Raw genomic sequence first — 24607 nt, 5'->3', positions numbered from 1 at the left:
CCCCCGGTCAATGGCCAGGAGAACGGGATCTCGGCGAGATGACCATCTCGCAGAAGGGATCGCCCCGGCAGCGGGCCATCGCGACCTCGACCGCGTAATCCGGGTTGAGCGAGGAGACGGCATTCCGGACGTAGGAGAGGCAGACGGAATGGACTGTCCGGGGGGGTATCCCCGGGGCGATGCCGTCCCGGAACATGGCGCACTCCGCGAGCCTAATCACGCCCTCCCCCGGGAACCCCTCGATGTACCGGGTCTCAAACGACCTCCCGAAGAGGATGACCGAGACTGCACCCAGCGTCTGGACGACGTGCGCCGCGTTGTCGCGGGGGAGGGAGTAGATATCCGCGATGCGCCTCACCTCCTCGCCGAGGAGGGAAAAGAGCCGTCCCCCTCCCCCGGGCGCCCGTTGCGCGACCTCTTCTGCCCCGACCTCGAGCACGAGGCGGGTGAGGACAGAGGTCGCGATGTTCCAGCGGGTCCGGGGCGGGATGTCGTGGAGCCACGCCATTCACGCACCCCCCAGGGCTGCAACGGGTGCATTCGAATCCATGTGTGGAGAATAGACCCCCGCAGGATAAAGCACTTCTGTCGGGAAGTCCAGTATTGAGGGGACTGCCCGTTTTGGGGGGGCGCGCCGTGGACATCGTCATCCTCTACGACATCCTCGTCATCTTCGGACTCTCCCTCGCCGTGGGGCTCGCGTTCACGAGGCTCCGCATTCCGCCGGTGATCGGGTACATCGTCGCGGGGGTGATCGCGGGGCCTTCGCTCCTCTCCCTGATCAGGAGCACGGCGCAGGTGGAATTCCTCGCGGAGATCGGGATCATCCTCCTCCTCTTCTCGATAGGGCTCGAGTTCTCGTTCCGCCAGCTGTGGGAGATACGCAGCATCGTCCTCTCCGCGGGGATCCTCCAGGTCTCCCTCGCGGCGGTCCTCTCCGTGGCCCTCGCCCTCGGGATAGGCCGCCCGTGGCACGAGGCGGTCCTCCTCGGGTTCGTCGTCTCCCTCTCGAGCACGGCGGTCGTCCTGAAGATCCTCCACGACAGGGGGGAGCTCGACAGCCTCCATGGGAAGCTCGCGCTCGGGATCCTGATCTTCCAGGACCTCGTCGCGATCCCGATGCTGATGGCGATCCCGTTCCTCGCGGGGGGCAGCGCCGTCGCCGGCGAGCCCCTCCACGTCGTCCTCGCAAAGGATATCCTCTTCGTCGCCGTGCTCGCCGCGGCCGCGAAGTGGGTGATGCCGGCCGTCCTCTTCCAGGTCGCGAGGACGCGCAGCAACGAGCTCTTCCTCCTCTTCGTCGTGTGCGTCTGTTTCGGTGTTGCCGCGTTCGCGTCGTTCGCGGGTCTCTCCCTCGCGATGGGGGCCCTCCTCGCCGGGCTCCTCATCTCCCAGTCGGAGTTCAGCCACCAGGCGATCAGCAGGATCGTCCCGTTCAGGGACATATTCACGGCGTTCTTCTTCGTCTCCATCGGGATGCTCCTCGACGTCTCGTTCCTCGCGGGGCACCCCGGCACGATCCTCCTCTTCCTCGGGGCCGTCATTGCCATCAAGTTCCTCTCCGGGTCGGCCGCCCCGTTCCTGCTCGGCTACCAGCTCCGGACGGTCATCCTCGCGGGGATCGCCCTCACGCAGATAGGGGAGTTCTCGTTCATCATCGCAAAGAGCGCGCTCGACTACGGGATCCTCTCGCGCGAGGTGTACCAGGTCTTCCTCGTCGTCGCGCTCGTCACGATGGCCGCAACGCCCTTCCTCATCCCCGCGGGCCACCCGCTCGCCTCGGTATTCTGCGCGAACCGGTTCATCCAGAGGGTCATGCCGGGGCGGTGCGAGTGGGTCGCCGCCGAGAAGAGGGTCGAGCGGTCCGGCCACCTCGTCATCATCGGGTACGGCGTGAACGGGAAGAACCTCGCACGGGCAGCCCGCATCGGGGGGATCCCGCACGTCATCATCGACATGAACCCCGACGCCGTCCGGAAGGCGCGCGAGGAGGGCGAGCCGATCATCTACGGGGACGCGACGACGGAAGGTGTCCTCGACCACGCCGGGATCCGGACAGCCCGGGTCGCGGTCATCGCGATCAACGACCCCGTCGCGACCCGCCGGATCGTGGGGCTCTGCCGCGAGCTGAACCCCGGGATATTCCTCGTCGTCCGGACGCGGTACCTCGTCGAGGTCCCGGTCCTCCGGGAGATCGGTGCGGACGTGGTCGTCCCCGAGGAGTTCGAGACGTCGATCGCGATCTTCTCGCGCGTCATGCAGGAGTTCGGCGTTCCGGACGAGAAGACGGCCGCGCTCGTCCGCGAGATCCGGTCTGAGAGCTACAGGATCCTGCGGAACCCCGTGTCGCCCCCGCCGGCGCCCGCCCTCGACATCCCCGGCATGGAGGTCCGGACCGTCCGCGTGGAGGAGGGATCGCCGCTCGCGGGAAAGACGCTCGGGGAAGTCCTCCTCAAGAAGAGGTACGGGGTGACGGTGCTCGCGGTCCGCAGGGACGGCGCGATCATCCCCCACCCGGACGGGACGTGCGCGATCCACGCCGGCGACGAGCTCGTCCTCACGGGGACGGGGGAGAAGATCGCGGGCGCGGTCCCGCTCTTCTCGCGCCCGGCGTGAGGGTCCCGCGCGGCCTGCAAGCGTTTTTCCGCGGGGAACGCGAAGAGGTAATGGATGGAAGGGATCGTGACGACCCCCGAGTTCCAGGTGAGCCTCCTCCTCTTCGCCGCGCTCGGGGGCTACCTCCTCGCGTCCCGGATCCACCAGTCCGCGGTCGTGGGGATCATCCTCGTGGGGCTCGTGATTGGACCAAGCGCCCTCGGGCTCGTCTCCTACAACGAGTTCGTGAGGGGTCTTGCCCACCTTGGGGCCGTCATCCTCCTCTTCGTGATCGGGTTCGAGTTCAAGCTGAAGGAGATCGTGAAGCCCGCGTACGGGTTCATCGCCCTCGTCGGGGTGATCCTCCCGTGGATCGGGGGGTACGCGACGGCGGTCTGGGCGGGGATGGAGTTTCCGACGGCCCTCTTCGTCGGGACCGCGCTCACCGCGACGAGCATCGCGATCACGGCGAACGTGCTGCAGGAGATGAACAAGCTCCACACGGACGCCGCGAGGGCAATCATCGGAGCGGCCGTGATGGACGACGTCCTCAGCCTTATCGCGCTCGCCATCACGGGCGACGTCGTCGCGGGCGCGTTCCACCCCTCCGTCATCCTCGTCATCCTCGTGAAAGTGGTCGCCTTCCTCGTCGCCGCGGGGGCGTTCGGGATCCTCGTCGTGAACAGGTTCCTCATGCGGCTCGACAACACCTCGTTCGTCGCGCGGTACCCGGAGTTCATCTTCATCTTCGCGATGACGTTCGCGTTCCTCTACGCGATGGTCGCCGAGATGGTCGGCCTCTCGGCGATCGTGGGCGCGTTCATCGCGGGGATCGCGTTCGAGCGCCTGACGCTGCGAAAGAGCCTCGACGTGAAGGAGGGGGCCGAGTACCTCAAAATTATCTTCGCCTCGATCTTCTTCGTCTCGCTCGGCATCGTCGCGGATTTCCGGGCGCTCACGGGAGGGATACTCCCGTTCGTCGTCGTCCTGACCCTCGTTGCGATCGGGACCAAGGTCGTCGGATGCGCGATCCCCGCCCGGCTCGCCGGTATCTGCAGGAAGGACGCCCTCGTGATCGGGTTCGGGATGGCCCCCCGGGGGGAGGTGGCGATGATCGTCGCGCTGATCGGCCTCGAGCAGGGGTACATCGGGCAGGCGGTCTTCATCGCGATCATCGTGATGAGCCTCGCGACGACACTCGTCACCCCGATCCTCTACAGGAACTGGCTGTACAGGGACGAGTTCTGCGTGCCGCGGGCTTCAGGAGAGATATAGGGAGGAGGGAGGTGGGGCATCCCTTTTTTTCCCCTGTCCGGGAGTCCCGCCCGCCCGTCACGCCCCCGCTGGCTCCTCCCCCTCCCCCTCCGCGACCGCCCCGAACGCGGCGAGGTCCTCGGGCCGGCCGAGGACGACGAGGTCGTCGCCGGGCTCGACGACGAAGTCCCCGCCGGGGTTGGGGACGATCTCTTCTCCCCTCTCCACCGCGAGGACGGAGACACGGTACTCCTTCCGGACCTGGAGGTCACCGAGGTTCCTGCCCCGCAGGGGCGACCGCGGGGAGACGCGGACGGTGCGGACCTCCACGTCGGGGATGCGGATCGCGAGCTCCGGGATGACGCCGCGGGCGGGGGGCGGCTGGCGGAAGATCCGGTAGGTATCGCTCCGGATCCGGGACGTCACCCTGTCGATCTCGATCCGGGGGACGAGGTACTTCCGCATGACCCGCGAGATGAGCTCGATCGAGGTCTCGAACTCGTCCACGATCACCTCGTCCGCGCCGATCCTCTGGAGCTGCTCGATATCGCGGAGGTACCGCGTCCTGATGATGATGTGGAGGGAGGGGTTGAGCCGGCGTGCCGTCGCGGCGATGGTCCGGCTCGAGAAGGGGTCGTTCGTCACGATGGCGAGGATCCTCGCGCGCTCGACCCCCGCGTGGAGGAGGATGGGGGGGTTCGCCGCGTCGCCGAAGGAGATCGGTGTCCCTTTCTTCCTCTCCTCCGCGACGGTGTCGGGGTTCATGTCGACGACGACGTAGGGGATCCCCTCCATCTCGGCGGCGCGTGCGAGGTTCCTCCCGTTGGGCCCGAACCCGACGATGATGAGGTGGTCCCGGAGGAAGGGCGGCGGCTCCCGCGCGGGGGGTTCCGCGCCGGCCTTCAGCCGTTGCGGGAGGGGGAGGCCGCTCGCCCGGTCGGAGAGGCGGGGGGCGGCGGCGATGAGGAACGGCGAGATGGCCATCGTCCAGACCGCGACGGTGAGGAAGACCTGTGTCCCGAACTCGGAGAGGAACGAATATTCCTTCCCGGCGAGGAGGAGGACGAACGAGAACTCCCCGATGTTCGCGAGCGCGATGCCCGCGATGACAGAGGTCCTGAGCGAGTTGCCGAGCGCGAGGGAGGAGACGACGGCGATGAGGGCCTTGAGGAGGATCGCGGCCGCGATGAGCGCGACGACGAGGAGCGGGACGGTGACGAGGAGGTGGGCGTTGAGGAGCATCCCGACCGAGATGAAGAAGAAGCTCGTGAAGATGTCGCGGAACGGGAGGATGGTCGCGAACGCCTGGTGGAAGTAGGGGGTCTCCGCGAGGAGGAGACCGGCGAGGAAGGCGCCGAGCGCGAGGGAGAGCCCGATGCTCGAGGTGATCCACGTGACCGCGATGCAGACGAAGAGGATGGAGAGCAGGAAGAGCTCCTGGCTGCGCGTGCGCGTGATGGTGTCCATGAGGCGCGGGAGGATGTAGGAGAGGAGGACGAGGACGAGGACGAGCGCCGCGACGAGTGCCGCCTCCACGCTGAGGGCGAAACGGAGGGGGTGCATCTCCTGCCCCGAGAGGGTGGGGAGGAGGAGGATCATCGGGACGCTCATCAGGTCCTGGAAGAGGGAGATGCCGAGGGTCGTCCTGCCGTGGGGGCTGTCGAGGTCGCCCCTGTCCTGGAAGACGCGGAGGGTGATCGTGGTGCTCGTGTGGCAGGTGAGCATGCCGAGGAAGATCGCAGAGGGGAACGGGATGCCGGCGAGTTTCGCGAACGCGGCGGTCGCGAGAACCGTGAGGCCGACCTGGAGGGCGCCCCCGAGGAGGACGACCTTCTTCATGTGGGAGAGTGTCCGGAACGAGAACTGCATCCCGATCGAGAAGAGGAGGAAGATCACCCCGATCTCCGAGAGGAACCCTATCATCTCCTCGTCGCCGATGAACCCGAGGCCGTGCGGGCCGGCGAGCATCCCGGTCAGGATGAACCCCACGACCCCCGGGATCCGGAACTTGTTGCCGAGGAAGAGGACGAGCGTGGAGAGGCCAAGGACGATGAGGATGTCGAAGAGGAAGATGTCGACCGCGATCATTGTACCCGGCCCGGTATCTGCCCGATCAGTGGGACGGGATGTGTCATCAACATGCATGGTCCCGCCCGGGAACGGGGAGGCGCCTGCCGCAGTGCGGAACAATTCGTTAATCAGGGGGCACGGGGTACAGTGTGGCAGGTGATACAGGTGCAAGGTCCGAGTCCCATTGCGCTGGTGGGGATCGCCTACGGGCTGGCCGCCGCGGTTGCCGGTGCAATCCTTTGGAAGACGGGGAGGTTCTCGCGGCACGTGAAGTACGCGTTCCTCCTCGTCACGCTCGCGCTCGGTTTTGCGATCTTCTCCCCCATGCTCCCGTACATGTTCCAGGAGCTCGTCCTCGCGGCGGGAAGCGGCGCGGGGACTGTCATCCTCGGGGCCGCGCTCGGGATGGCCGCGTACATCCTCGTCGTCTTCCTCTTCTCCCGCCACTTCTGCGGGTACCTCTGCCCCGTCGGCGCGGTGCAGGAGCTCGCGTACACTGTCCCCTCTCCAAAGGTGAAAGTCCCGTGGAAGGGCGTCCCGCAGGTCGCGCGGGGGATTGTCTTCGTCCTCGTCGTCGTCGCGGGGACCGCGGCCTCCGTCCCCGTCCTCCACGCCCTCGGGATACGGCAGTTCTTCACCCTCACCATCTCGGCGGGATTCCTCGCCTTCCTCTGCCTCGTGCTCGTCTCGGTCTTCGTCTACCGCCCGTTCTGCCGGTTCGCGTGTCCCCCCGGGGTGTTCTTCTCCCTCGCGGCACTCGGGGCACGGTGGAAGATCCGCCGCACCGGCAAGTGCACCGGGTGCGGGAAGTGCGAGGAGGCCTGCCCGACGGGCGAGGCGGGGAAGGATGCGCTCAAGGGCGAGTGCTACATGTGCCGCCGCTGCGTGGAGGCATGCCCCGTTCGGGGTGCACTCGTGTACGGCGGGGAGGGAGACGCGTGAGCGGTGTCGCGTGGGGGCAACATCACGGTCTTCTCCTTCGACAGGGACGAGGGGCTCCCGGAGGAAAGATCCCGTTCGCGATGGTCCTCACGATGATCCCCGGGAGCGAGGAGGACTGGAACGGGCGGGAACCCGGCAGGGTGCCGTGCCGCGCGGAAGGAGACGGGGAAAAGACGCGGGAAAAAAGGGTGGGTGCGTGGGAGAGAGGTGATCGCCCCGGCCCTACCCGGGCGTCAGGATCGTGACGATCTTCTTGCAGTGGGCGCACCTCCCCTCCCTCGATTCCTTGTAGAATGCCTTGGGCATGGAGTAGACGATCCTGTTCTCCTTCGAACAGGAGGGGCACGTGAACGTGATGGCCTGCCCCGATCGGGTTCCGATGACGGTCTCCCTGACCGAACTCTTTGCCATGGTTCTCCTCCGAAAAAGTTTCCCGGACGCCACCGGGACGGTATTCGTCCATTCCCGCGGGACCCTTGCCCCGCGGGCCATTCTCCGCGAAAGGGCGCGCACCCCGGCCCCGCGCGCGGGCGCGGGCGGGGGACTGGTGTTCCGGTGCGAAAGCTTGTGACTATATTTTATCGACGTGCCCCGTTATCAGTCCTCGCATCGGGCGGTGGACTGCACCGGGGAACCGCGGGCGCGTGGATGGCGAGGCCAGGAATAACCGGGGCCGTGCCCCGCGTGGCGAGAAAAAAGAGATTTTTAGGGTTTCCTTATAACCGTGGGCGCCGGTGGTTCGGGAGGCACTCCCTGCAGTAGACGGGCCTCCCCTCGGTCGGCTTGAACGGTACTTCGCAATCTTTCCCGCAGTCTGAACAGACTACCTTTGTCATCTCGCGGGGACCGAAATTTCTCGGGCCGCCAAAATTTCCTCTGTACATGGTTTTACTCGGACAGTTTTCTCTGGGAAAAACTGTTTCTTCCATGTTCGCGCTCCGGGATGATAAAGGAGCCTGTCGGGGTCGCACCCCCGCGGGGGATCGGTTTATCACGTGCGCACCCCAATTCCCGCGCTAAGGGACACCGCCCGCCGCCGCATGTCGACCGAACGTTACTTCACCGATCACCCCGCGAGGGCGCGGAGGGTCAAGGTCGCGCTCGGCTGCCGCTGCGAGATCTGCGGCGACCTCCTGCCCCCCGACGCGCTCGAGGTCCACTCTGTACCCCCGCGGGGGGAACGCGAAAATCGGGAGGACCCCGCGCGCCTCGAGGGATCCGTCCTCGTCCTCTGCCCCCGCTGCCACTCGGACGTCCACGAGTTCGACGTGCCCCCGCGCCTCCAGCGGAGGATCGTGCGCGCGAGGGACCCCTCGGCGCGCGAAGAGATACGGAGGATCCTCGCGAGGGTCCCGCGCCCCTACACGCCGCCCGAGACCGACATCGAGGAGGCGTACCGCGAGGCCTGCTCCCCGCGGTTCAGGTTCGGCGTCTAGGCCCGGTGCGCGCGCGGCTCGGGGAGATCCTCGAGCATCGCGAGGGTCTCCTGCGCCCAGTCGGATTTCGCGATGGAGATTGCGAGCGCGAGGCGCGCCGCCGACCGGAGGAAAGGCTTCTCGGGGGAGGTGTCGGGGAGGGACGCGATCCTGTTCTCCCTCGTCTCGATCGCGGCGATCTCCTCGCCGCACCGCGCGCGGAACGCGCGTACCTTCTCTTTGAGGACCTCGCGCGGGAGCCGGGAGCCAAAGGAGCACTTGAGGACGAGTTCGCGGTCGTCCTCGGCGGGGGATTCCATCCACCGGGAGAACTCCCTCTCGCCCTCGGGGGTGAGCAGGTAGACGTTCTTCCCCCCCTCCTTCCCCCGGGCCTCCCTGCGCACGAGGCCCGATGCCTCGAGGGTCCGGAGGGCCGGCACGGCGGCGTTCTCGTCCACGCCCGCCACGGGGGAGAGGTAATCCCTGATCCACTTCCTCACCTCGCCTGCAGTCATGGGGCGGATACCAAGGATCCCAAGGACTGTGTACTTCGGGTACGCGGGCTTCGGCATCTCGATCACGTGTCTGCCCTCTCCCCTTCGCCGCGCGAGGGGATAAAGGGAGGGGTTCGCGGTCCCCGCTACTCTCCCCTTTCCACGCCCCGGCGGCCAGCCTCCCCGCGCTTCCCCGCGAGGTACGCCCCGTCGAGGAGGCGGGCGAGCACGCCGCGGGGCACGTCGACGACACCCCGCTCCCCCGAGAGCGCGACCCACGTGTTGAGGGCGGCAGTCGCGAGGTCTGCCTCCCCCGGGCTGCCGCACGCCGCCGCGACCCGGCGGACGAGATCCTCCCTCCCCGCGAACCGGATCCCGTGGACGAGCTCGATCGTCCGGACCTGCCCGTCGACGCGGGCGAGGATCTCGGCTGCCGCGTCCCCCTCGGGACCGTCCCGGGATTCCCCGCGCGCCGCTGCCCCGGCGTCCTCCTCCCCGGCCCGCTCGAGCGCGTCGCGGAGGACCGCGTACGCCTCGTCCCCGTGGGCGACGAGGAATACCCTCTCGATCCTGTCCGACCGCGAGAGGAAGTCGAGGACCGTCCGGACCGCGATGCGGGCCGCCCTCTCCGGCGGGAACCGGAACGCCCCGGTGCTGATCGCGGGGAACGCGATCGTCCGGACGCCGTGCTCCTCTGCGAGCTCAAGGCACCTCCTGTAGCACGAGGCGAGGAGCCCGTCCTCCCCGTGGCCGCCCCCGCGCCAGACCGGCCCGACGGTGTGGATCACGTGCCGCGCGGGGAGGTTGTATCCTCCCGTGATCTTCGCGTCACCGGTCCTGCACCCGCCGAGTCTCCTGCACTCCTCGAGGAGGCCGGGTCCCGCGGCCCTGTGGATCGCCCCGTCGACCCCGCCCCCGCCGCTCAAGCTCTCGTTCGCGGCGTTCACGATCGCGTCCACGCGCAGCGCCGTGATGTCGCCCTTCACGACGGCGACCCTCCCGGCGGGTGACCTCTCCATGGGGGAGGGATAGGGCGCAGTCCAGAAATCCCTTTCGGGAACCCGGGCGGTCCGCCGGGAGTGCGCCCCCGGGGGAGATGTGCAACGCACTATATGCAGCGCGGCGCGAGATCGGTACGCTATGGGATACGGGATGGGCGGGGACGGTGGATGCGGCTGGAAGGACGTGTCTCCCGCGGAACTGGTCTCCCTCGCCGAGGGCGAGGTCCTCGCCCGGCTCGGGACGACCCCCGCGGGGCTCCCGGCCGCGGAGGCGGGGGAGAGGGAGAGGATCTGCGGGCCCAACGACATCACGGGCGTCAAGCGGCGGCACGTCGTCCTCCGGTTCCTCGGGCACTTCAGCAACGTCCTCGTCCTCGTCCTCCTCGCCGCGGCGGCCGTCCTCCTCTTCGTCGGGGACCTCCCTTCCGCGGCCATCATCGTCGCGATCGTCGTCGCGAGCGTCGCGCTCGATTTCTCGCAGGAGTACAGGGCGGAGACCGCCGCCGAGCTGTTGCGGCAGAAGATCCTCACCCACGCGACGGTCCTGCGGGACGGGGCCGCAAGGGAGGTCCCGCTCCACGACGTCGTGCCCGGCGACATCGTCCTCCTCTCCGCGGGGGACATCGTCCCGGCCGACGCGAGGGTAATTGCCGCGCGCGACCTCTTCGTCAACGAGTCCGCCCTCACCGGGGAACCGTTCCCCGTCGAGAAGCACGCGGGTCCTGTCCCCGCGGGGACGCCGCTCCCTTCCGCGAAAAACTACGTCTTCCTCGGGACTTCGGTCGTGAGCGGGACGGCGACCGCGGTCGTCGCGAGGACAGGGCTCTCGACCGAGTTCGGGCGGATCGCGCGGACCCTCGTCGAGAGGCCGCCGGAGACCGAGTTCGAGAGGGGCCTCGCGGCGTTCTCACTCCTCATGTCGCGGTTCATCTTCCTCCTCGTCCTCTTCGTCTTTGCCGTCAACGCGCTCTTCCGGCACGACACGCTCGGGTCCCTCCTCTTCGCAGTCGCCCTCGCGGTCGGGATGACCCCCGAGCTCCTCCCCATGATCCTCTCGCTCAACCTCTCCAAGGGGGCGATCGCCATGGCGGCAAAGAAGGTGATCGTGAGGCACCCCGCCGCGATCCAGAACCTCGGGAGCATGGACGTGCTCTGCACGGACAAGACGGGGACCCTCACCGAGAACCGGATCGCGCTCGTCGAGTACCTCGGCCCCGACGGGGAGCCGTGCGAGGAGGTCCTCTCCTTCGCGTTCCTGAACAGCGCGTTCTCGACCGGTGTCAAAAACCCCCTCGACGAGGCGATCGTCTCATTCCGGCCTATGGATACCGGGCCGTTCCGCAAGGTCGACGAGATCCCGTTCGACTTCGCGCGCCGCCGCGTCTCGGTCCTCGCCGGGAAGGGCGACGAGCGCGTCCTCGTCACGAAGGGAGCACCCGAGGCGATCCTCTCCATCTGTTCGTCGATCGCGCGCGGCGGGGTCACCCGCCCCATCACGGAAGGCGACCGCGCGTCCATCAATGCACTCTACGCGCGGAAGAGCGGGGAGGGGTTCCGGACCCTCGCGGTCTGCAGGAAGGACCTCCCGCCGGGCCGAAACGCCGCTTCAAGGGACGACGAGCGGGACATGACGTTCCTTGGGCTCGTCACGTTCCTCGATCCCCCGAGGGCGACCGCGGGGGAGTCGGTGCGCGCGCTCGCGGGCGCGGGGATAGGGCTCAAGATCCTCACCGGGGACAACGAGCTCGTGGCGGGGAGGATCGCCGCACTCATCGGTCTCCCGGTGGAGGGTGTCCTCACCGGGGAGGAGATCGCCCACATGGACGACGAGGCCCTCGCGCGCGCCGCGGAGAAGACGACCCTCTTCTGCCGCGTCACCCCCGCCCAGAAGACCCGCATCGTCGGCGTCCTGCGGAAGAACGGCCACGTCGTCGGGTTCATGGGCGACGGGATCAACGACGCCTCGGCCATCCGCGAGGCGGACGTCGGGATATCCGTCCGGGAGGCCGTGGACATCGCGAGGGAATCGGCCGACATCGTCCTCCTCGAGAACGACCTGCGCGTCCTGCACGACGGCGTCCTCGAGGGGAGGAAAACGTTCGGAAACACCCTCAAGTACATCCTGATGGGGACGAGCTCGAACTTCGGGAACATGGTGAGTGTCGCGGGGGCGTCCCTCTTCCTCCCGTTCCTCCCGATGCTCCCCATCCAGATCCTCCTCAACAACCTCCTCTACGACATCTCGGAGTCGACCATCCCCACCGACCGCGTCGACGAGGAGTACGTGCGGCGGCCGAAGAGGTGGGACATCGGGTTCATCAGGAGGTTCATCCTCGTCTTCGGCCCGATAAGCTCGCTCTTCGACTTCCTCACGTTCGCAATCCTCCTCTCCGTCTTCTCCGCGGGAGAGTCCTTCTTCCAGACGGCGTGGTTCGTCGAGTCCCTCTGCACGCAGACGCTCATCATCTTCGTCATCCGCACGGAGAGGGTCCCGTTCTTCCGGAGCAGGCCGAGCGCGTTCCTCCTCGCGAGCACGCTCTCTGCCGTCGCGGCGGCGTGCATCCTCCCGTTCTCCCCCGCGGCGGGGCTGTTTGGGTTCGTGCAGCCGCCGCCTGCCTTCTACCCCGTCCTCGCCGCGCTCGTGGGCGCGTACCTCCTCCTCGCGGAGGTCGCAAAGGAGTGGTTCTACGGGAAGTACCTCCCGCGCGGCGCTCTTCGCGGGGAGGGGACACCGGGGCGGGCTGCCGGGAATGCGCCACGCTCTTCTCCCCGCGGGGAGAAACAGGGATGGAGAGGTGAGCGCGAGGATCCATGGGTGTGCGGGAGGCGCGGCCGTTCCTGAAGTGGGCGGGGGGGAAGACCCAGATCCTCCCCGAACTCGCCGCGAGGGTACCCCCGCGCGTCGCGAGGGGCGAGGTCCCGGTGTACGTGGAGCCGTTCGTCGGCGGCGGGGCAGTGTACTTCTGCTTCAACGGGAGGTTCCGGTTCCCGGAGTGCCACATCTTCGACGTGAACCGCGAGCTCTTCCTCGCGTACACGGTCGTCCGGGACAGGGTGGGGGAGCTCGTCGAGGCGTTGCGGGAGATCGAGGCAGAGTACCTCGCGCTCGGCGAAGACGCGCGCAGGAAGTACTACCTCGAAGTCCGGGAAAGGTTCAACAGGGGGAGGGAGAGGGAGGTCTCTTCCCCTACCTTCCGGCCGTCGTGGGTCGACCGCGTCGCAGAGCTCGTCTTCCTCAACAGGACGTGCTACAATGGGCTCTTCCGCGTCAACTCGCGGGGCGAGTTCAACGTCCCGTTCGGGAGGTACAGGAATCCCCGGATCCTCGACGAGCCGCTCCTCCGGCGCGACTCCGAGGTCCTGCAGAACACGCGCGTGCACGCGGGGGACTTCTCGGAGGCGCTCCCGTACATCGCGGAGGGGTCGTTCGTGTACTTCGACCCCCCCTACCGCCCGGTCAGCAGGACGGCGCAGTTCACGTCGTACACGAGGGGAGGGTTCCCCGACGCCGAGCAGGAGCGGCTCGCCCGGTTCTTCGCGGAGTGCGACGCGAGGGGGGCACTCCTCATGCTCTCGAACTCCGACCCGGGGGACGGCTTCTTCGAGAGGCTTTACGGGGACTACCACGTGAGCAGGGTCCTCGCGCGCAGGGCGATCAACTCGAGGGGGTCGGGGAGGGGCAGGGTCCCGGAGATCGTCGTCACGAATTACCCGCCGCGAGGAGAGGGCGATCCCTAGGGCTTTTGCGGCGGCACGCGTTCACGAGGTCCCGCCGTGCCGGAACTTCCCGGGCGGGACGGTGATCTCGAACCGCGCCCCCTTCCCCGGTTCCCCCGTCTCCCGTATCTCCATGCCCGTGATGGCGAGGATCTCGCGCGAGAGGAAGAGCCCAAGGCCCGTGTGCTTCCCGAAGCCCCGCGAGAAGATCCTCTCCTTGTCCTCAGGCGGGATCCCGACGCCGTTGTCCTCGACGACGATGACGTGGCGGTCGCCGTCTTTCTTCGTGTACACGCGGATCTCCGTGAGCGCGGGCCCGCCGTACCGGACGGCATTCTCGAAGAGGTTGTAGATCACCTTCTCGAAGAGAGGGTCGGCGTAGACCTCTGCGTCTCCCGTCTCGTCGCGGACCGTGACGCCGAGGTGGGGGAGACCGGCCGCGATCCTCTGGACTGTGGCCGAGACTTTCTGCCACGTCGCGGCCCTGATCCCGATGTCCTGGTAGTCCCTCGTGAAGTTGACCTGCTCCTCGATGGTGTTTGCGATCAACCGGAGCTTGCGGATGTAGCCGGCGACCACGGCGGGGTCCCTCTCCATCTCGGTGAGGTCTGCGATGATCTTGAGGGCCATGACCTGGTTGAGGATGTCGTGCCGCGTGATGCTCGAGAGGAGATTGAGCTTCTGGTTCGCGAGGGCGAGGGCATCCTGCGCCATCTTCCTCTCCGTGATGTCGCTTACGATGACGAGGAGGCCCGCGACCTTCCCCTCGGGAGAGAAGAGGGGGACCTTGTGGGTCTCCACCCATCGGACGCCCCGTGTCCTCGTGGGCATCTCCTCGATGATCCCGAGCTTCGGCTTCCCGCTCGCGATGACCTCGAGGTCGTCCTGGTAGTACTTCCCGGCCATCTCGGGGAAGAGATCGTACACGCTCTTCCCCTCGATCTCCTCGAGGGGGAGGCCGACCGCGGCAGCCGCCGCGGGATTCGCGCGGATGATCCTGTTCTGCGTGTCCTTGTACCAGATCATCGCGGGGACGTTGTCGATGATCGTCCGCAGCTCACGCGAGAGCGAGACGAGGGCCTCCCTGTCACGTTTCCGCTGCGAGATGTCCCGCACGATGGCGACGATGACGTCCCTGCCCATGAGCCGCGCCCGGCGGGCGTGGATCTCCACAGGGACCTCCCCGCCGTCCTTCTTCCTGTGGCAGGTCTCGAAGATCGTCTCGCCCTTCTCGAGGATCTCGCGCCTGATCTCCTCAAGGGGGCGGCTGTGCGGGCCGCAGACGAGGTCGAGGGGGGACGTCGCGAGGAGCTCGTCCCTCTCAAACCCGAGCATCCGGGTTGCGATCGCGTTCGCCTCGATGAACCTCCCCGGCAGGCCGTCCTCCCGGAGCTCGGTGATGTGGATCGCGTCATTCACGGAATCGAAGATCTGGCGGAACTTCGCCTCGCTCTCCGCGAGGGCCGCCTCCTTCTCCTCTCGCTCTCTCACCTCGCGGAGCGCGCGGTCCCTCATCTCCCGGTAGGCCCGGACCTGCGAGACGAGGTCTGTCACGTCGTCGATGAAGAGCAGGGCGCAGGTCTCCCCACCGGTGTCCACGGGGTGGACAGTGGTCCGCTGGTACCTCAGGTCCCCGCCGTGGAGGCGTGCGGGGATGAAGTGCGGGTGGAACTGCGTCGAGAAGAAGGCAGCGGCTCCCCCCTCGAAGACCTGCCCGATGCGGAGCGCGTACCGTTTCTCCCGCAGGTGGGGGTAGACCTCGCGGATGTCGCGGCCGAGGATCTCCCCCGGCGGGATCCCCGTCCACTCCGCGATCGTCCTGTTCCAGAAGATGACCGTGTAGTCCGGCCGGATGACGACGATGCCCGCGGGGAGGATGTCGAAGTTCCGGAACGGGGAGGGGGAGGGTTCGGGCGTCATTGCGGGGATCCCATCACCGCCTCGATCTTCTCGAGGAGGACGTGGAGGGTTCCTATCTCGAAGATCATGAGGATGTTCCCGGTGACATGGAGGTCTTCGAGGGTGAACTTCGAGACGGCGACGATGACCCAGTCGTACAGGGCGGACTCCGGCTTCCCGAGGATATCGGGGAGGCTGCCCTCCCGGTACTCGGGGAGGGAGTAGGTGAGCCGCTCGCCGATGACGTTCGTGAGCGAACCCATCACGGCGTTGTTCACGATGTTGCCCACCTCGTTGAGCGTCTCGATCCGGAGCGCGTCGAGGTCGGGCTCGTCGATCCTCTCGCCGGTGAGTGCGGCGATGAGGATTGCCGCGCTCTCCTCGGGGAAGACGAGCACGCTCATCCCCGAGAACGGGCCGGTGAAGTGGAGCACGACCGCGGAGAGGCGGGTGCTCCCGGTGAGGGTCCTTTCCGTGAAGAGATCCGCGTACTGGAGGACCCTCACCTCGGGGACGGTGAGCCGGATGTGCGTCCCCGTCATCTCGTGGAGGAGGCCCGCGGCCTTCCCCACCCCGATGTTGATCAGCTCGCGGATGGCGTCGACGAGGTCTTCCGTGACATTCATGCCCTGTCCCTGTGGGATAATGCCCGCTCGACCGCCGGGAGGAGATTCTCTTCCTTCGCCGGCTTGTGGATGACGTCGCACGCGCCGAGATCCATGCAGATCTTGCGGGTGGTCTCCTGGATGTCGGAGGTGAGGACGAGGACGAGGATCTGGAATCCCTCGTTCTGCATGTCCTTGAGGAAGCTGTACCCGTCGATGCCGGGCATCAGGAGGTCGCAGATGACGAGGTCGGGACGTTCGCGACGGACCTTCTCGTACCCCTCCCTCCCGTCCACCGCCGTATGGACTTCGTGGCCTTTCTTCTCGAGGATAGATGTGAGGATTTTCCGCTGGAACTGCGAATCGTCGATGACGAGGATTCTTGCCATTCCGTTTACCGCCTCCTGCCCGGTGCCCCCGATTCCCTTCTGTTTTGTTCCACTTCGTTCTCCCGATTGATAAATATCTCTCTCTCCGCGTTCTCTTTTTCGGCTCCCTCTCCCGCATCGCGAGGATGTTCCCCCCGTCCCGGCACTCGTGCGGGAGCGCGCCGGCGGGAGCGCGGACCACGGGGACCCCTGGACCGCCGTCCTTCCAATCCCGGACAGGGCGGGGGTATCGGGCCCCTGCCTGCCGGGTCAGCGGAGGGGGACCCTGCACTCCCTCTCGGCGCACGAGATGAGGGAAGGGTAGTACCGCCCGATGTACTCCTTGACCATCCTCCGCGCGGAGAACCGCGGGGCGACGCTCTTTATCGACTCCTTCATCATGCGGACCCACCCGTGCGGGATCCCGTCGAGCGAGGTGTCGTAGTAGAGCGGGACGACCTCCCTCTCGAGGATGTCGTAGAGCTCGGCCGCGTCCTCCGCGTTGCGCGTGGGCGACCACGGCTTGCCCCCGAACGCCCAGCCGTTCCGGCCGTTGTAGCCCTCGAGCCACCAGCCGTCCCGGATGCTCAGGTTCAAAACGCCGTTCACCGCGGCCTTCATCCCGCTCGTCCCGCACGCCTCCATCGGGGGGAGGGGGTTGTTCAGCCAGACGTCGACGCCGTGGACGAGGTACTGGGCGGTCTGCTCGCCGTAGTCCTCGACGAACGCGATCCTCCCCTGGAACTCGGGGGAGGCCGCGAACCTGTAGACGCGCCGGAGGATCTCCTGCCCCTCGTGGTCGCACGGGTGGGCCTTCCCGGCGAAGATGATCTGGACGGGCCACCACCTGTTCGTGAGGATTCCCTTGAGGCGCTCCACGTCGTGGAAAATGAGGTCGGCGCGCTTGTACCCGGAGAACCGGCGGGCAAAGCCGATGGTGAGCACGCTCGGGTTGAGCATCAGCCCGTCGGCGCTGAGGTTTGCCGGCTCCTTCAGGCCCGCGGCCCACCTCATCCGGGCGCGCTCCCGGATCCTGTGGATGAGCTTGTTCTTCAGCCAGACGTGGAGTTTCCAGAGCTCCGCGTCCGGGATCTCGTCGATCATCTCCCAGAGCTCGGGGGTGTCGTGGTGGTGGTACCAGTCCGGGCATGCGTGGAGCATGTACCGGGTGACGAGCTCGAGGAGCCGCGGGTTGATCCACGTGGAGAGGTGGACGCCGTTCGTGATGGAGTCGATGGGGACGTTCTCCGGCGGGAGATCAGGCCAGAGGTCCCTCCAGATCTCCTTCGAGACCCCGGCGTGCCGGGCGGAGACCGCGTTGTGGTGCGCCGTCATCCGGAGGGCGAACACCGTCATGTTGAACCCGCCGGTCGGGTCCCTCGGGTGCCTCCCGAGCGAGAGGAACGTCTCCCGGTCGATCCCGAGCGCGGGGTAGTACCCGGAGAAGTACCGGTCCATCAGGTCCGGGGGGTAGACGTCGGTTGCCGAGGGGAGGGGCGTGTGCGTGGTGAAGAGCGCAATCCCCCTCACCTGCTCGGTCGCCTCGCGGAACGAGAGCCCCCGCGAGACCCTCTCCCGCACCATCTCGAGCAGCGCGAACGCCGGGTGCCCCTCGTTGAGGTGGATGGCGGAGAACGTGATCCCGAGGGTGTCGAGGACCTTCCACCCCCCTATCCCGAGCACGATCTCCTGCACCAGCCTCTCCTCGGGTTTCCCGGTGTAGAGGCGCGAGGAGATCGACCGGCAGCGGGGGTCGTTCTCGGGGATGTCCGTGTCGAGCAGGAAGAGGGGGACCTTGCCCACGTCCACCCGCCACACGGCGACCCTGATGGGGGGCGAGATCAGCGGGATGGTGACGACGAGCTGGTTCCCGTCCGGCCCGGTGACGCGGGATACGGGCGCCGCGTCGCGGTTCAGCCGCTCGAGGACGTCGTCCTGCGTCCCGTCGGGCCGGATCCGCTGGGTGAGGTACCCCTCGGAGTACATGAACCCGACGGCGACGAGCGGGACGCCGAGGTCGCTGCACTCCTTCAGGTAGTCCCCCGCGAGGAACCCAAGGCCCCCCGCGTAGAGGGGGAGGGAGTGGTGCAGCCCGTACTCCGCCGAGAAGTACGCGATGGTGAGCGCCCGGGGGGATGGGTGGGACTCGGAGAACCAGCCGTTGCGCGTGCTCATGTACTGGCGGAACCGGAACATGGAGATGTCGTACCTGCGGAGGTAGTCCGGGTTTTCCGCGATCTTCTCGAGGAATTCGACCGGGATCTCCTGCAGCATCCGGACCGGGTTGTGGATGCTCTCCTTCCACGCGTGCTGGTTGATCTGCTTGAAGAGGATCCGGGCCTCGGGGTGCCAGCTCCACCAGAGGTTGTAGGCGAGCTCCCCAAGGCCCCTGATCCTCTCCGGGATCCGCGCGAGCCACGGGTGCGCCGCGACGGTACCTGCTGGTCCGTTCATCCCATGTACCTCCCACGTCCGCACGTGTATGCCTTGCCCTCCGCGTCAGCGACCACCTGTTGCCCTCCCCGTCCGGGCCGCGACTCCCGCGAGCCACTCCCAGTCCGCGGGGGACGGGAGACCGGGGGGGAGCCGCCACCTCCAGTTCCCTCCAGTCGTCCCCGGCCTGTTCATCCGCGCGCGGGAGGGGAGGGAGAGGAGGTCCTGCACCGGGACGACCACGACCCGCGCCGGAGACTCCATCGCGAGCCGGATCATTGCGCGGGGGATGTCCCGCGGCTCCGGGAGGGACCCGAGGGCAGCCGCGAGCAGCTCCCTCTCCCCCGGCCCCGCCTCCTCGCAGAACCACCCAAGGACCGTGTTGTTGTCATGCGTGCCCGTGTAGAGGACGACGTCCTCGACGATGTTTCCGGGTGCGTGCGGGTTGCCGGGCTCGCCGGAAAAACCGAACTGGAGGACGCGCATCCCCGGGATCCCGAACTCTTCCCGCAGGGCGTGCACGTCGGGGGTGATCACCCCGAGGTCTTCCGCGACGAGGGGGAGGCGGGACGCACCGAGGCGGGAGAGGAGTTCCCTCCCGGGGACGGGCACCCACCTCCCCGCGCGGGCGTCGGCGGCCCCGGCCGGGATCTCCCAGTACGCGCAGAGCCCCCTGAAGTGGTCGATGCGCAGGACGTCGTGGAGCCGGAGGTTGTGCTCGATCCGCGCGACCCACCACGAGAACCCGGACTCCGCCACCGTGTCCCAGTCGTACACCGGGTTGCCCCAGACCTGCCCGCGGGGGCTATAGTAGTCGGGCGGGACGCCCGCGACCGCGAGGGGGAGACCGTCCGGCCCGAGCTTGAAGAGGTCGCGGTGGACCCAGACGTCCGCGCTCCCGAGCGCGGGGAACATGGGCAGGTCGCCGATGACCCGTATCCCCCTCTCCGCGCAGTGCGCCCGCAGCGCCTCCCACTGGGAGAACGCGAGGTACTGGAGGAACTTCTCCTCCGCGATCTCCCCCGAGAGGGAGGATTCGGCGGAACGCAGCGCGGCAGGGTCCCTGTCGCGGAGGGGGGCAGGCCACCCCGGCCACCACTCCCCGAGCCTCTGCCGGAGCGCGGAGAAGAGCGCCCAGTCCCCGAGCCAGTGGGCGTGCGCCGCCTCGAATGCCTCGAAGCCGGGATCGCTCCGCCCGTAGCCGGCGGCAGCCGCGACCGCCCGGAGGAACGCTTCTTTGCCCGCCGCGGCGGCGGGGTAGTCGATGCACTCCCCGCCCGGCAGGGGGGGCGGGAGGTCGCACGCGCCGGCAACACCCTCCTCCGCGAGGAGGTCGGGGCTGACGAGGAGGGGGTTGAGGGCGAACGCCGAGAGGGGATGATAGGGGGAGAAGGCCGCGTTCGGCGAGACGGGGTTTGGGGGGAGGACCTGCCAGTACCGCTGGCCGGCCCCCGCGAGGCGGTCGGCAAATTCGCGCGCGGAAGGCCCCATGTCGCCGATCCCGTAGCGTCCCGGGAGGGAGAAGACGGGGAGGAGGAGCCCTGACCCCCGCGGGAGCCTCACGGGATCTCCCCCCGCACCCCGAGGGCCCGCGCGAGCGCCCGGAATTCCCCGGTCCATCCCGGCCCCGCCGCGCGGGGCGGGGACTCCCGGACACCGAGGAGGACGTTCTGGACCTCCCAGAGGTCGGCGGGGATCCCCGCCTCGCCGAGGACCGCGAGTGCCCCGCGGAGCCGCGCGAGCCGATTGGCGTCGGTGGGTTGCGCGGCCCAGTCGCGGGCGAGCCGGAGGAGGAATGCCGCCGCGTCGCGCGCGAGGGCGGACCCGTCCACGGCGACCCCCCACTCCCGCGCCTCCCGGGCGAGGCGGGCGATGTCCTCGGGCCCCGCGCGGGGATCGGAGAGGAGGGAACGGAACTCCCGGGCAAACCCGAGCGCCGCGAGGGACCGGGCGAGGGGACCCGCGCCCGTCCGCGGGCCGGGCCGGGACCGCCTGCACTCCGCGAGGAGGTCCGCCGCGGCCCGCCCCGCCGCTTCCGCGGCGAGAGTGAGCTGGACCGCGAGGGCAAGCCCCCTCTCCGCGGCCGATACCTCGTTCTCCCCGAGCGGGCGGGGCGTCCACGAAGAAGCGAGTGCGCGGGCCGCGGCCTGCGCCCCCTCCCCCTCGAAGATCCGCGCGATCTCCTCAAAGGGTCCGGGGGGTGGAGCCGTCCCCGCGCCCGCGACACCGGCGAGGAACGTGCCGGGCGCGGTCCAGACGATGCAGTACCGGAACGACGCCCCCGCGAACGAGAGGTCGTGGCGGACGCGGAACCCCCCGGCCGCGAACGCATCCCCTGACGGGCGGGAGAGGGTGCACGCCGCGCGGCCCGCCGCGACCTCCCGGAGGGCGAGGAACCCTGCCTGCGCGCGGGGGGAGAGGGCGAGGGGGAGGACGCATTCCGCGTAGACGCTCTCCCCATCGGGGAACGCCGGGCGGTTCCCCGGGACCGCCGCGAGCGCGCGCCGGAACTCCGGGGTGGAGTCGGTGCCGGAGACGCGTGCCGCGAGCTCTATCGCGCGCGCCGCGTGGGAGAGGACCTGCACCGCCTCCCTGTCGGCGACGTCGTCGAAGAAGAACGCACAGCTCGTGTGGAGCGCGAGGGCATGGCGGGAGAGCTCGAGGAGGGCGCACGCCTTCTGAATCTCCTCCTCGCCCGGCGCCGCGCGGGCGTGGGCGGCAACGAACCGGCGGATCGCGCCGGGATCCGGGTCGGAGAAGAGGGAAACGGCCGCGTCACGCGCCGCGGCGGGATCCGCGAAGATTGCGGCCGCGTGCTCGGTGTAGACCGACGCGAGGAAACCCGAGAGCTCCGAGAGTGCGGACCGGAGGGGCCCGCGCCACGCGTGCGACCAGCCCGCGTGCCGCCCGGAGGTGCACTCGCACCCGCCCGCCCACCGCGAGAGCCCGTGGGGGCAGCTCCACGACGTCCCCTCCACGATCTCCACTTCCTCCCGAGGGGGCACCCTCCCGAGGTACTCCCCGTAGACGGTGAGGGTGTCGCCCCCCTCTTCCAGCCGCTCGACGCACCGGGCGAGGGCCATCTCCCCGAACTTCCGGTGGTGGCCGTACGTCTCCCCGTCGGTCGCGACCGAGACGAGCCCGCCGCCGGGGGCGGCGGAGAGGAGGCGGTCGGCGAACCGGTCGCCGTTTTCGAGGAGGTCGCCGAACGCGACCTCGCGCGCGACCTGCGCGTCGTGGACGAAGACCGCGATCTCCTCCCCCGAGGGGAGGGGGCAGGAGAACGGCTGGGACGGGAGGGGGAGATCCCCTCCCCCGGGCCCTCCCGGGACGGGGCGGACCTGGTGGGGGGCGAGGACCGTGAACCGGATCCCGTGGTCCGCGAGGGTCTCGAGCGTCCCGTAGTCGACCGCCATCTCGGGGAGCCACATCCCCTCGGGGTACCGCCCGAACCTCCCCTCGAAGTCCGCGATCCCCCACCGGACGAGGGTTGCCCTGTCCCTTTCGGGGAGGAGGGGGAGGATCGCGTGGTAGTACGGGTGCGCGATCGCGGTCCCGTGCCCGGAAAACCGGTCGCGCGCGGAACGGTCCGCCGCGAGGATCGCCTCGTAGACGCCGGGGGCGTGCCGCTCGAGCCACGAGAGGAGTGTCGGCGCCGCGTCGAAGCTCACGCGGCCGTAGAGGCAGATCGCCCCCCGGATCTTCCCCTCCCCGTCGAGGAGGCGGGCGGCGGAAAACGGCCTGTAGCACTCGGCGCAGATCCTCTCGTTCCAGTCGTGGTAAGGGGCGGCAGTGGTCTCCCGCGCGACGTGGCCCGTCCACGGGTTCTCCCGCGGGGGCTGGTAGAAGTGCGCGTGGATGGTGACCCTCGGTCTCACGTCACCCAGTCCCCCCGTGGCGGAAGAGGAGGAAGCCGAGCGGCGGGAGGACGAATCGCGCGGAGTATGGCCTCCCGTGGAACGGGACGTCCTCCGCGCGGACTGCACCAAGGTTCCCCATCCCCGATCCCCCGTAGCACGCCGCGTCGCTGTTGAGGATCTCCTCCCACGTCCCGTCGCGGGGGAGGCCGATCCTGTAGTCCGTCCGGGGGACGGGGGTGAAGTTGCAGACCGAGAGGAGGATCTCGGGCGAGCCGGGCGCGAGGCGGAGGAAGGAGATGACCGTGTTCTGCGCGTCCGAGAAGTCCACCCACTGAAAGCCGCGCGGGTCGAAGTCCGCGGCGTGGAGTGCCCTCTCCCGCCTGCACGTCCTGTTGAGGTCCCGCGTCCAATTCAGGAGCCCCGCGTGGAGGGGATGGCCGAGGGACTCCCAGCGGAGGGGGGCGTTGTGGTCCCACTCGGTCCTCTGCCCGAACTCGCCGCCCATGAAGAGGAGTTTCTTCCCCGGGTGCGCGTACATGTAGCCGAGGAGGAGCCGGAGGTTCGCGAACTTCTGCCACTCGTCGCCCGGCATCCGCTGGAAGAGCGAGCCCTTCCCGTGGACGACCTCGTCGTGGGAGAGGCAGAGGACGTAGTTCTCGGAGAACGCGTACCACAGCGAGAACGTGAGCTCGTGCAGGTGGTACGACCTGTGGATGGGATCCCGCGAGAAGAACCGGAGGGTGTCGTGCATCCACCCGAGGTTCCACTTCAGGCCGAATCCCACCCCGCCGGTGGGGACGGGCCGCGTCACCATCGGCCACGCGGTCGACTCCTCGGCGATCATGTGGATCCCGGGGAAGGTGCCGTAGGCGGCGGTGTTGAGGTCCCGCAGGAACTCGAGGGCCTCGAGGTTCTCCTTGCCTCCGTACCTATTCGGGATCCACTCGCCCTCCTTCCGGGCGTAGTCGAGGTAGAGCATCGACGCGACACCGTCGACGCGCAGCCCGTCGGCGTGGTAACGGTCGAGCCAGAAGAGGGCGCTCGAGAGGAGGAACGACCGGACCTCGTGGCGGCCGTAGTTGAATATCAGGCTCTTCCACTCGGGGTGGAACCCCTGGTACGGGTGCGCGTGCTCGTAGAGGTGGGTCCCGTCGAAGAAGGAGAGGCCGTGCGCGTCGGCGGGGAAGTGCGAGGGGACCCAGTCGAGGATGACGCCGATCCCCGCGCGGTGGAGCGTCCCGACGAGGAACATGAAGTCCTGCGGCGTGCCGTAGCGGCTTGTGGGCGCGAAGTACCCGACGGTCTGGTACCCCCACGACCCGTAGAACGGGTGCTCCATCACGGGGAGGAACTCGACGTGGGTGAACTCCATGTCCGCGACGTAGTCCCGGAGGAGCGGGGCAAGCTCCCTGTAGCCGGGCGGCCCGTCCCCCCCCTCCCTCCACCTCCACGAGCCGAGGTGGACCTCGTAGACCTGCATCGGCGATTCGAGCGACGCCCTCTCGGCGCGGGACGCCATCCAGTCGCCGTCGTCCCACGAGTGCGCGAGGTCCCAGATGACCGACGCGGTCCTCGGCGGGACTTCCCAGGAGAACGCGAAGGGATCCCCCTTGTCCACCGCGTAGCCGCCGTACCGCGAGACGACGTGGTACTTGTACCGCATCCCGGGCCGGGCGCCGGCAACGAACCCCTCGAAGATCCCGGAGCCGTCGGTCCTCGCCCGCAGCGGGTCCCTCCCGTGTTCCCAGCCGTTGAAGTCCCCGATCACCGAGACGGCATCGGCATTCGGGGCCCAGACCGCAAACCACGTCCCCTCTTCTCCCCCGTCCCGCACGGGGTGCGCGCCCATCTTCCCGTAGAGGCGCGTGTGCTTCCCCTGCCGGAAGAGGTAGACGTCGTAGTCGGAAAGCCGCGGGACCCCCTCAGGGTACTCGTCCGTTCCCGTCATGGTGCC

General features: G+C 68.5%; 19 protein-coding genes. 6 read left to right on the top strand and 13 right to left on the bottom strand.

Annotation, left to right across the window (positions count from 1 at the left end; all coding sequences use genetic code 11):
- Window positions 1-7 precede the first annotated feature (7 nt).
- Window positions 8-508: a hypothetical protein gene (locus tag QFX32_08895; GenBank protein ID MDI9634150.1), complete on the bottom strand. Its 501-nt coding sequence runs from the start codon at window positions 506-508 to the stop codon at window positions 8-10.
- Between the two features lie 128 nt (window positions 509-636).
- Between QFX32_08895 and QFX32_08890 the strand changes: the two genes are divergently transcribed.
- Complete coding sequence (locus QFX32_08890) at window positions 637-2616, top strand: cation:proton antiporter (GenBank protein MDI9634149.1); 1980 nt, start codon at window positions 637-639, stop codon at window positions 2614-2616.
- Window positions 2617-2670: 54 nt separating this feature from the next.
- A complete protein-coding gene (locus QFX32_08885; GenBank protein MDI9634148.1) occupies window positions 2671-3870 on the top strand; it encodes a cation:proton antiporter in 1200 nt (399 codons plus the stop codon).
- Between the two features lie 57 nt (window positions 3871-3927).
- Here QFX32_08885 and QFX32_08880 read toward each other — a convergent pair whose 3' ends face one another.
- Window positions 3928-5937 (bottom strand): cation:proton antiporter, encoded by a 2010-nt coding sequence (locus QFX32_08880; GenBank protein ID MDI9634147.1) that lies wholly within the window; start codon window positions 5935-5937, stop codon window positions 3928-3930.
- A 138-nt stretch (window positions 5938-6075) separates the two neighbouring features.
- On the opposite strand from QFX32_08880, the gene QFX32_08875 reads away from it, so the two are divergent.
- Window positions 6076-6861: a 4Fe-4S binding protein gene (locus tag QFX32_08875; GenBank protein MDI9634146.1), complete on the top strand. Its 786-nt coding sequence runs from the start codon at window positions 6076-6078 to the stop codon at window positions 6859-6861.
- 222 nt (window positions 6862-7083) lie between these two features.
- Here the strand turns inward: QFX32_08875 and QFX32_08870 are convergent, their stop codons facing one another.
- Together QFX32_08870 and QFX32_08865 are read right to left on the bottom strand one after the other, a co-directional pair.
- Window positions 7084-7272, bottom strand: a complete 189-nt coding sequence (locus tag QFX32_08870) for a hypothetical protein (GenBank protein MDI9634145.1) — start codon at window positions 7270-7272, stop codon at window positions 7084-7086.
- A gap of 305 nt (window positions 7273-7577) precedes the next feature.
- Window positions 7578-7745, bottom strand: coding sequence for a DNA-directed RNA polymerase (locus tag QFX32_08865; GenBank protein MDI9634144.1), 168 nt, complete (start codon window positions 7743-7745; stop codon window positions 7578-7580).
- A gap of 156 nt (window positions 7746-7901) precedes the next feature.
- Here QFX32_08865 and QFX32_08860 point away from each other — a divergent pair, with 156 nt between their 5' ends.
- The gene (locus QFX32_08860; GenBank protein ID MDI9634143.1) at window positions 7902-8297 is read left to right on the top strand and encodes a hypothetical protein; all 396 of its coding nucleotides are present in this window, start codon (window positions 7902-7904) and stop codon (window positions 8295-8297) included.
- On the opposite strand, the gene QFX32_08855 is transcribed toward QFX32_08860, so the two are convergent.
- Complete coding sequence (locus QFX32_08855; protein ID MDI9634142.1) at window positions 8294-8848, bottom strand: PadR family transcriptional regulator; 555 nt, start codon at window positions 8846-8848, stop codon at window positions 8294-8296. The genes QFX32_08860 and QFX32_08855 overlap by 4 nt on opposite strands.
- Window positions 8849-8916: 68 nt before the next feature.
- Window positions 8917-9789: an O-acetyl-ADP-ribose deacetylase gene (locus tag QFX32_08850; GenBank protein ID MDI9634141.1), complete on the bottom strand. Its 873-nt coding sequence runs from the start codon at window positions 9787-9789 to the stop codon at window positions 8917-8919.
- 121 nt (window positions 9790-9910) lie between these two features.
- Between QFX32_08850 and mgtA the strand changes: the two genes are divergently transcribed.
- Together mgtA and QFX32_08840 are read left to right on the top strand one after the other, a co-directional pair.
- Window positions 9911-12613: a magnesium-translocating P-type ATPase gene (mgtA, locus tag QFX32_08845; protein MDI9634140.1), complete on the top strand. Its 2703-nt coding sequence runs from the start codon at window positions 9911-9913 to the stop codon at window positions 12611-12613.
- Window positions 12583-13509 (top strand): DNA adenine methylase, encoded by a 927-nt coding sequence (locus tag QFX32_08840; GenBank protein MDI9634139.1) that lies wholly within the window; start codon window positions 12583-12585, stop codon window positions 13507-13509. The genes mgtA and QFX32_08840 overlap by 31 nt, the downstream gene beginning before the upstream one ends.
- 21 nt (window positions 13510-13530) lie before the next feature.
- Here QFX32_08840 and QFX32_08835 read toward each other — a convergent pair whose 3' ends face one another.
- The 7 genes from QFX32_08835 to glgB all read right to left on the bottom strand — a co-directional run bounded on the left by QFX32_08835 (window position 13531) and on the right by glgB (window position 24601).
- Entirely contained in the window at window positions 13531-15408 is a 1878-nt protein-coding gene (locus QFX32_08835; protein ID MDI9634138.1) for a PAS domain S-box protein, read from the bottom strand.
- On the bottom strand, window positions 15405-16013 hold the full coding sequence (locus tag QFX32_08830) for a chemotaxis protein CheC (GenBank protein ID MDI9634137.1): 609 nt from the start codon (window positions 16011-16013) through the stop codon (window positions 15405-15407). Before QFX32_08830 ends, QFX32_08835 begins: the two co-directional genes overlap by 4 nt.
- Window positions 16010-16381, bottom strand: coding sequence for a response regulator (locus tag QFX32_08825; GenBank protein MDI9634136.1), 372 nt, complete (start codon window positions 16379-16381; stop codon window positions 16010-16012). Before QFX32_08825 ends, QFX32_08830 begins: the two co-directional genes overlap by 4 nt.
- Window positions 16382-16630: 249 nt before the next feature.
- Entirely contained in the window at window positions 16631-18814 is a 2184-nt protein-coding gene (gene glgP, locus QFX32_08820) for an alpha-glucan family phosphorylase (protein ID MDI9634135.1), read from the bottom strand.
- Between the two features lie 45 nt (window positions 18815-18859).
- Window positions 18860-20356: a 4-alpha-glucanotransferase gene (gene malQ / locus QFX32_08815; GenBank protein ID MDI9634134.1), complete on the bottom strand. Its 1497-nt coding sequence runs from the start codon at window positions 20354-20356 to the stop codon at window positions 18860-18862.
- Window positions 20353-22671 carry a DUF3536 domain-containing protein gene (locus tag QFX32_08810; GenBank protein ID MDI9634133.1) on the bottom strand — a complete coding sequence of 773 codons (2319 nt, stop codon included), beginning with the start codon at window positions 22669-22671 and terminating at the stop codon, window positions 20353-20355. Before QFX32_08810 ends, malQ begins: the two co-directional genes overlap by 4 nt.
- 1 nt (window position 22672) lies before the next feature.
- Window positions 22673-24601, bottom strand: a complete 1929-nt coding sequence (glgB, locus tag QFX32_08805; GenBank protein MDI9634132.1) for a 1,4-alpha-glucan branching protein GlgB — start codon at window positions 24599-24601, stop codon at window positions 22673-22675.
- Between the last annotated feature and the right edge of the window lie 6 nt (window positions 24602-24607).

The sequence above is a fragment of the Methanolinea sp. genome (assembly GCA_030055515.1).
Lineage (GTDB): Archaea > Halobacteriota > Methanomicrobia > Methanomicrobiales > Methanospirillaceae > Methanolinea_A.
The sequence above is the reverse complement of the archived record's forward strand: the minus strand, read 5'-3'. Positions and strand labels throughout refer to the sequence as shown.

Bases quoted from the DNA above. Each gene is read 5' to 3' on its own strand.
- QFX32_08895 (MDI9634150.1), bottom strand. From the start codon at position 508: ATGGCGTGGCTCCACGACATCCCGCCCCGGACCCGCTGGAACATCGCG.
- QFX32_08885 (MDI9634148.1), top strand. From the start codon at position 2,671: ATGGAAGGGATCGTGACGACCCCCGAGTTCCAGGTGAGCCTCCTCCTC.
- QFX32_08880 (MDI9634147.1), bottom strand. From the start codon at position 5,937: ATGATCGCGGTCGACATCTTCCTCTTCGACATCCTCATCGTCCTTGGC.
- QFX32_08870 (MDI9634145.1), bottom strand. From the start codon at position 7,272: ATGGCAAAGAGTTCGGTCAGGGAGACCGTCATCGGAACCCGATCGGGG.
- QFX32_08865 (MDI9634144.1), bottom strand. From the start codon at position 7,745: ATGTACAGAGGAAATTTTGGCGGCCCGAGAAATTTCGGTCCCCGCGAG.
- QFX32_08860 (MDI9634143.1), top strand. From the start codon at position 7,902: ATGTCGACCGAACGTTACTTCACCGATCACCCCGCGAGGGCGCGGAGG.
- QFX32_08855 (MDI9634142.1), bottom strand. From the start codon at position 8,848: ATGCCGAAGCCCGCGTACCCGAAGTACACAGTCCTTGGGATCCTTGGT.
- QFX32_08850 (MDI9634141.1), bottom strand. From the start codon at position 9,789: ATGGAGAGGTCACCCGCCGGGAGGGTCGCCGTCGTGAAGGGCGACATC.
- mgtA (MDI9634140.1), top strand. From the start codon at position 9,911: ATGGGATACGGGATGGGCGGGGACGGTGGATGCGGCTGGAAGGACGTG.
- QFX32_08840 (MDI9634139.1), top strand. From the start codon at position 12,583: ATGGGTGTGCGGGAGGCGCGGCCGTTCCTGAAGTGGGCGGGGGGGAAG.
- QFX32_08835 (MDI9634138.1), bottom strand. From the start codon at position 15,408: ATGACGCCCGAACCCTCCCCCTCCCCGTTCCGGAACTTCGACATCCTC.
- QFX32_08830 (MDI9634137.1), bottom strand. From the start codon at position 16,013: ATGAATGTCACGGAAGACCTCGTCGACGCCATCCGCGAGCTGATCAAC.
- QFX32_08825 (MDI9634136.1), bottom strand. From the start codon at position 16,381: ATGGCAAGAATCCTCGTCATCGACGATTCGCAGTTCCAGCGGAAAATC.
- glgP (MDI9634135.1), bottom strand. From the start codon at position 18,814: ATGAACGGACCAGCAGGTACCGTCGCGGCGCACCCGTGGCTCGCGCGG.
- glgB (MDI9634132.1), bottom strand. From the start codon at position 24,601: ATGACGGGAACGGACGAGTACCCTGAGGGGGTCCCGCGGCTTTCCGAC.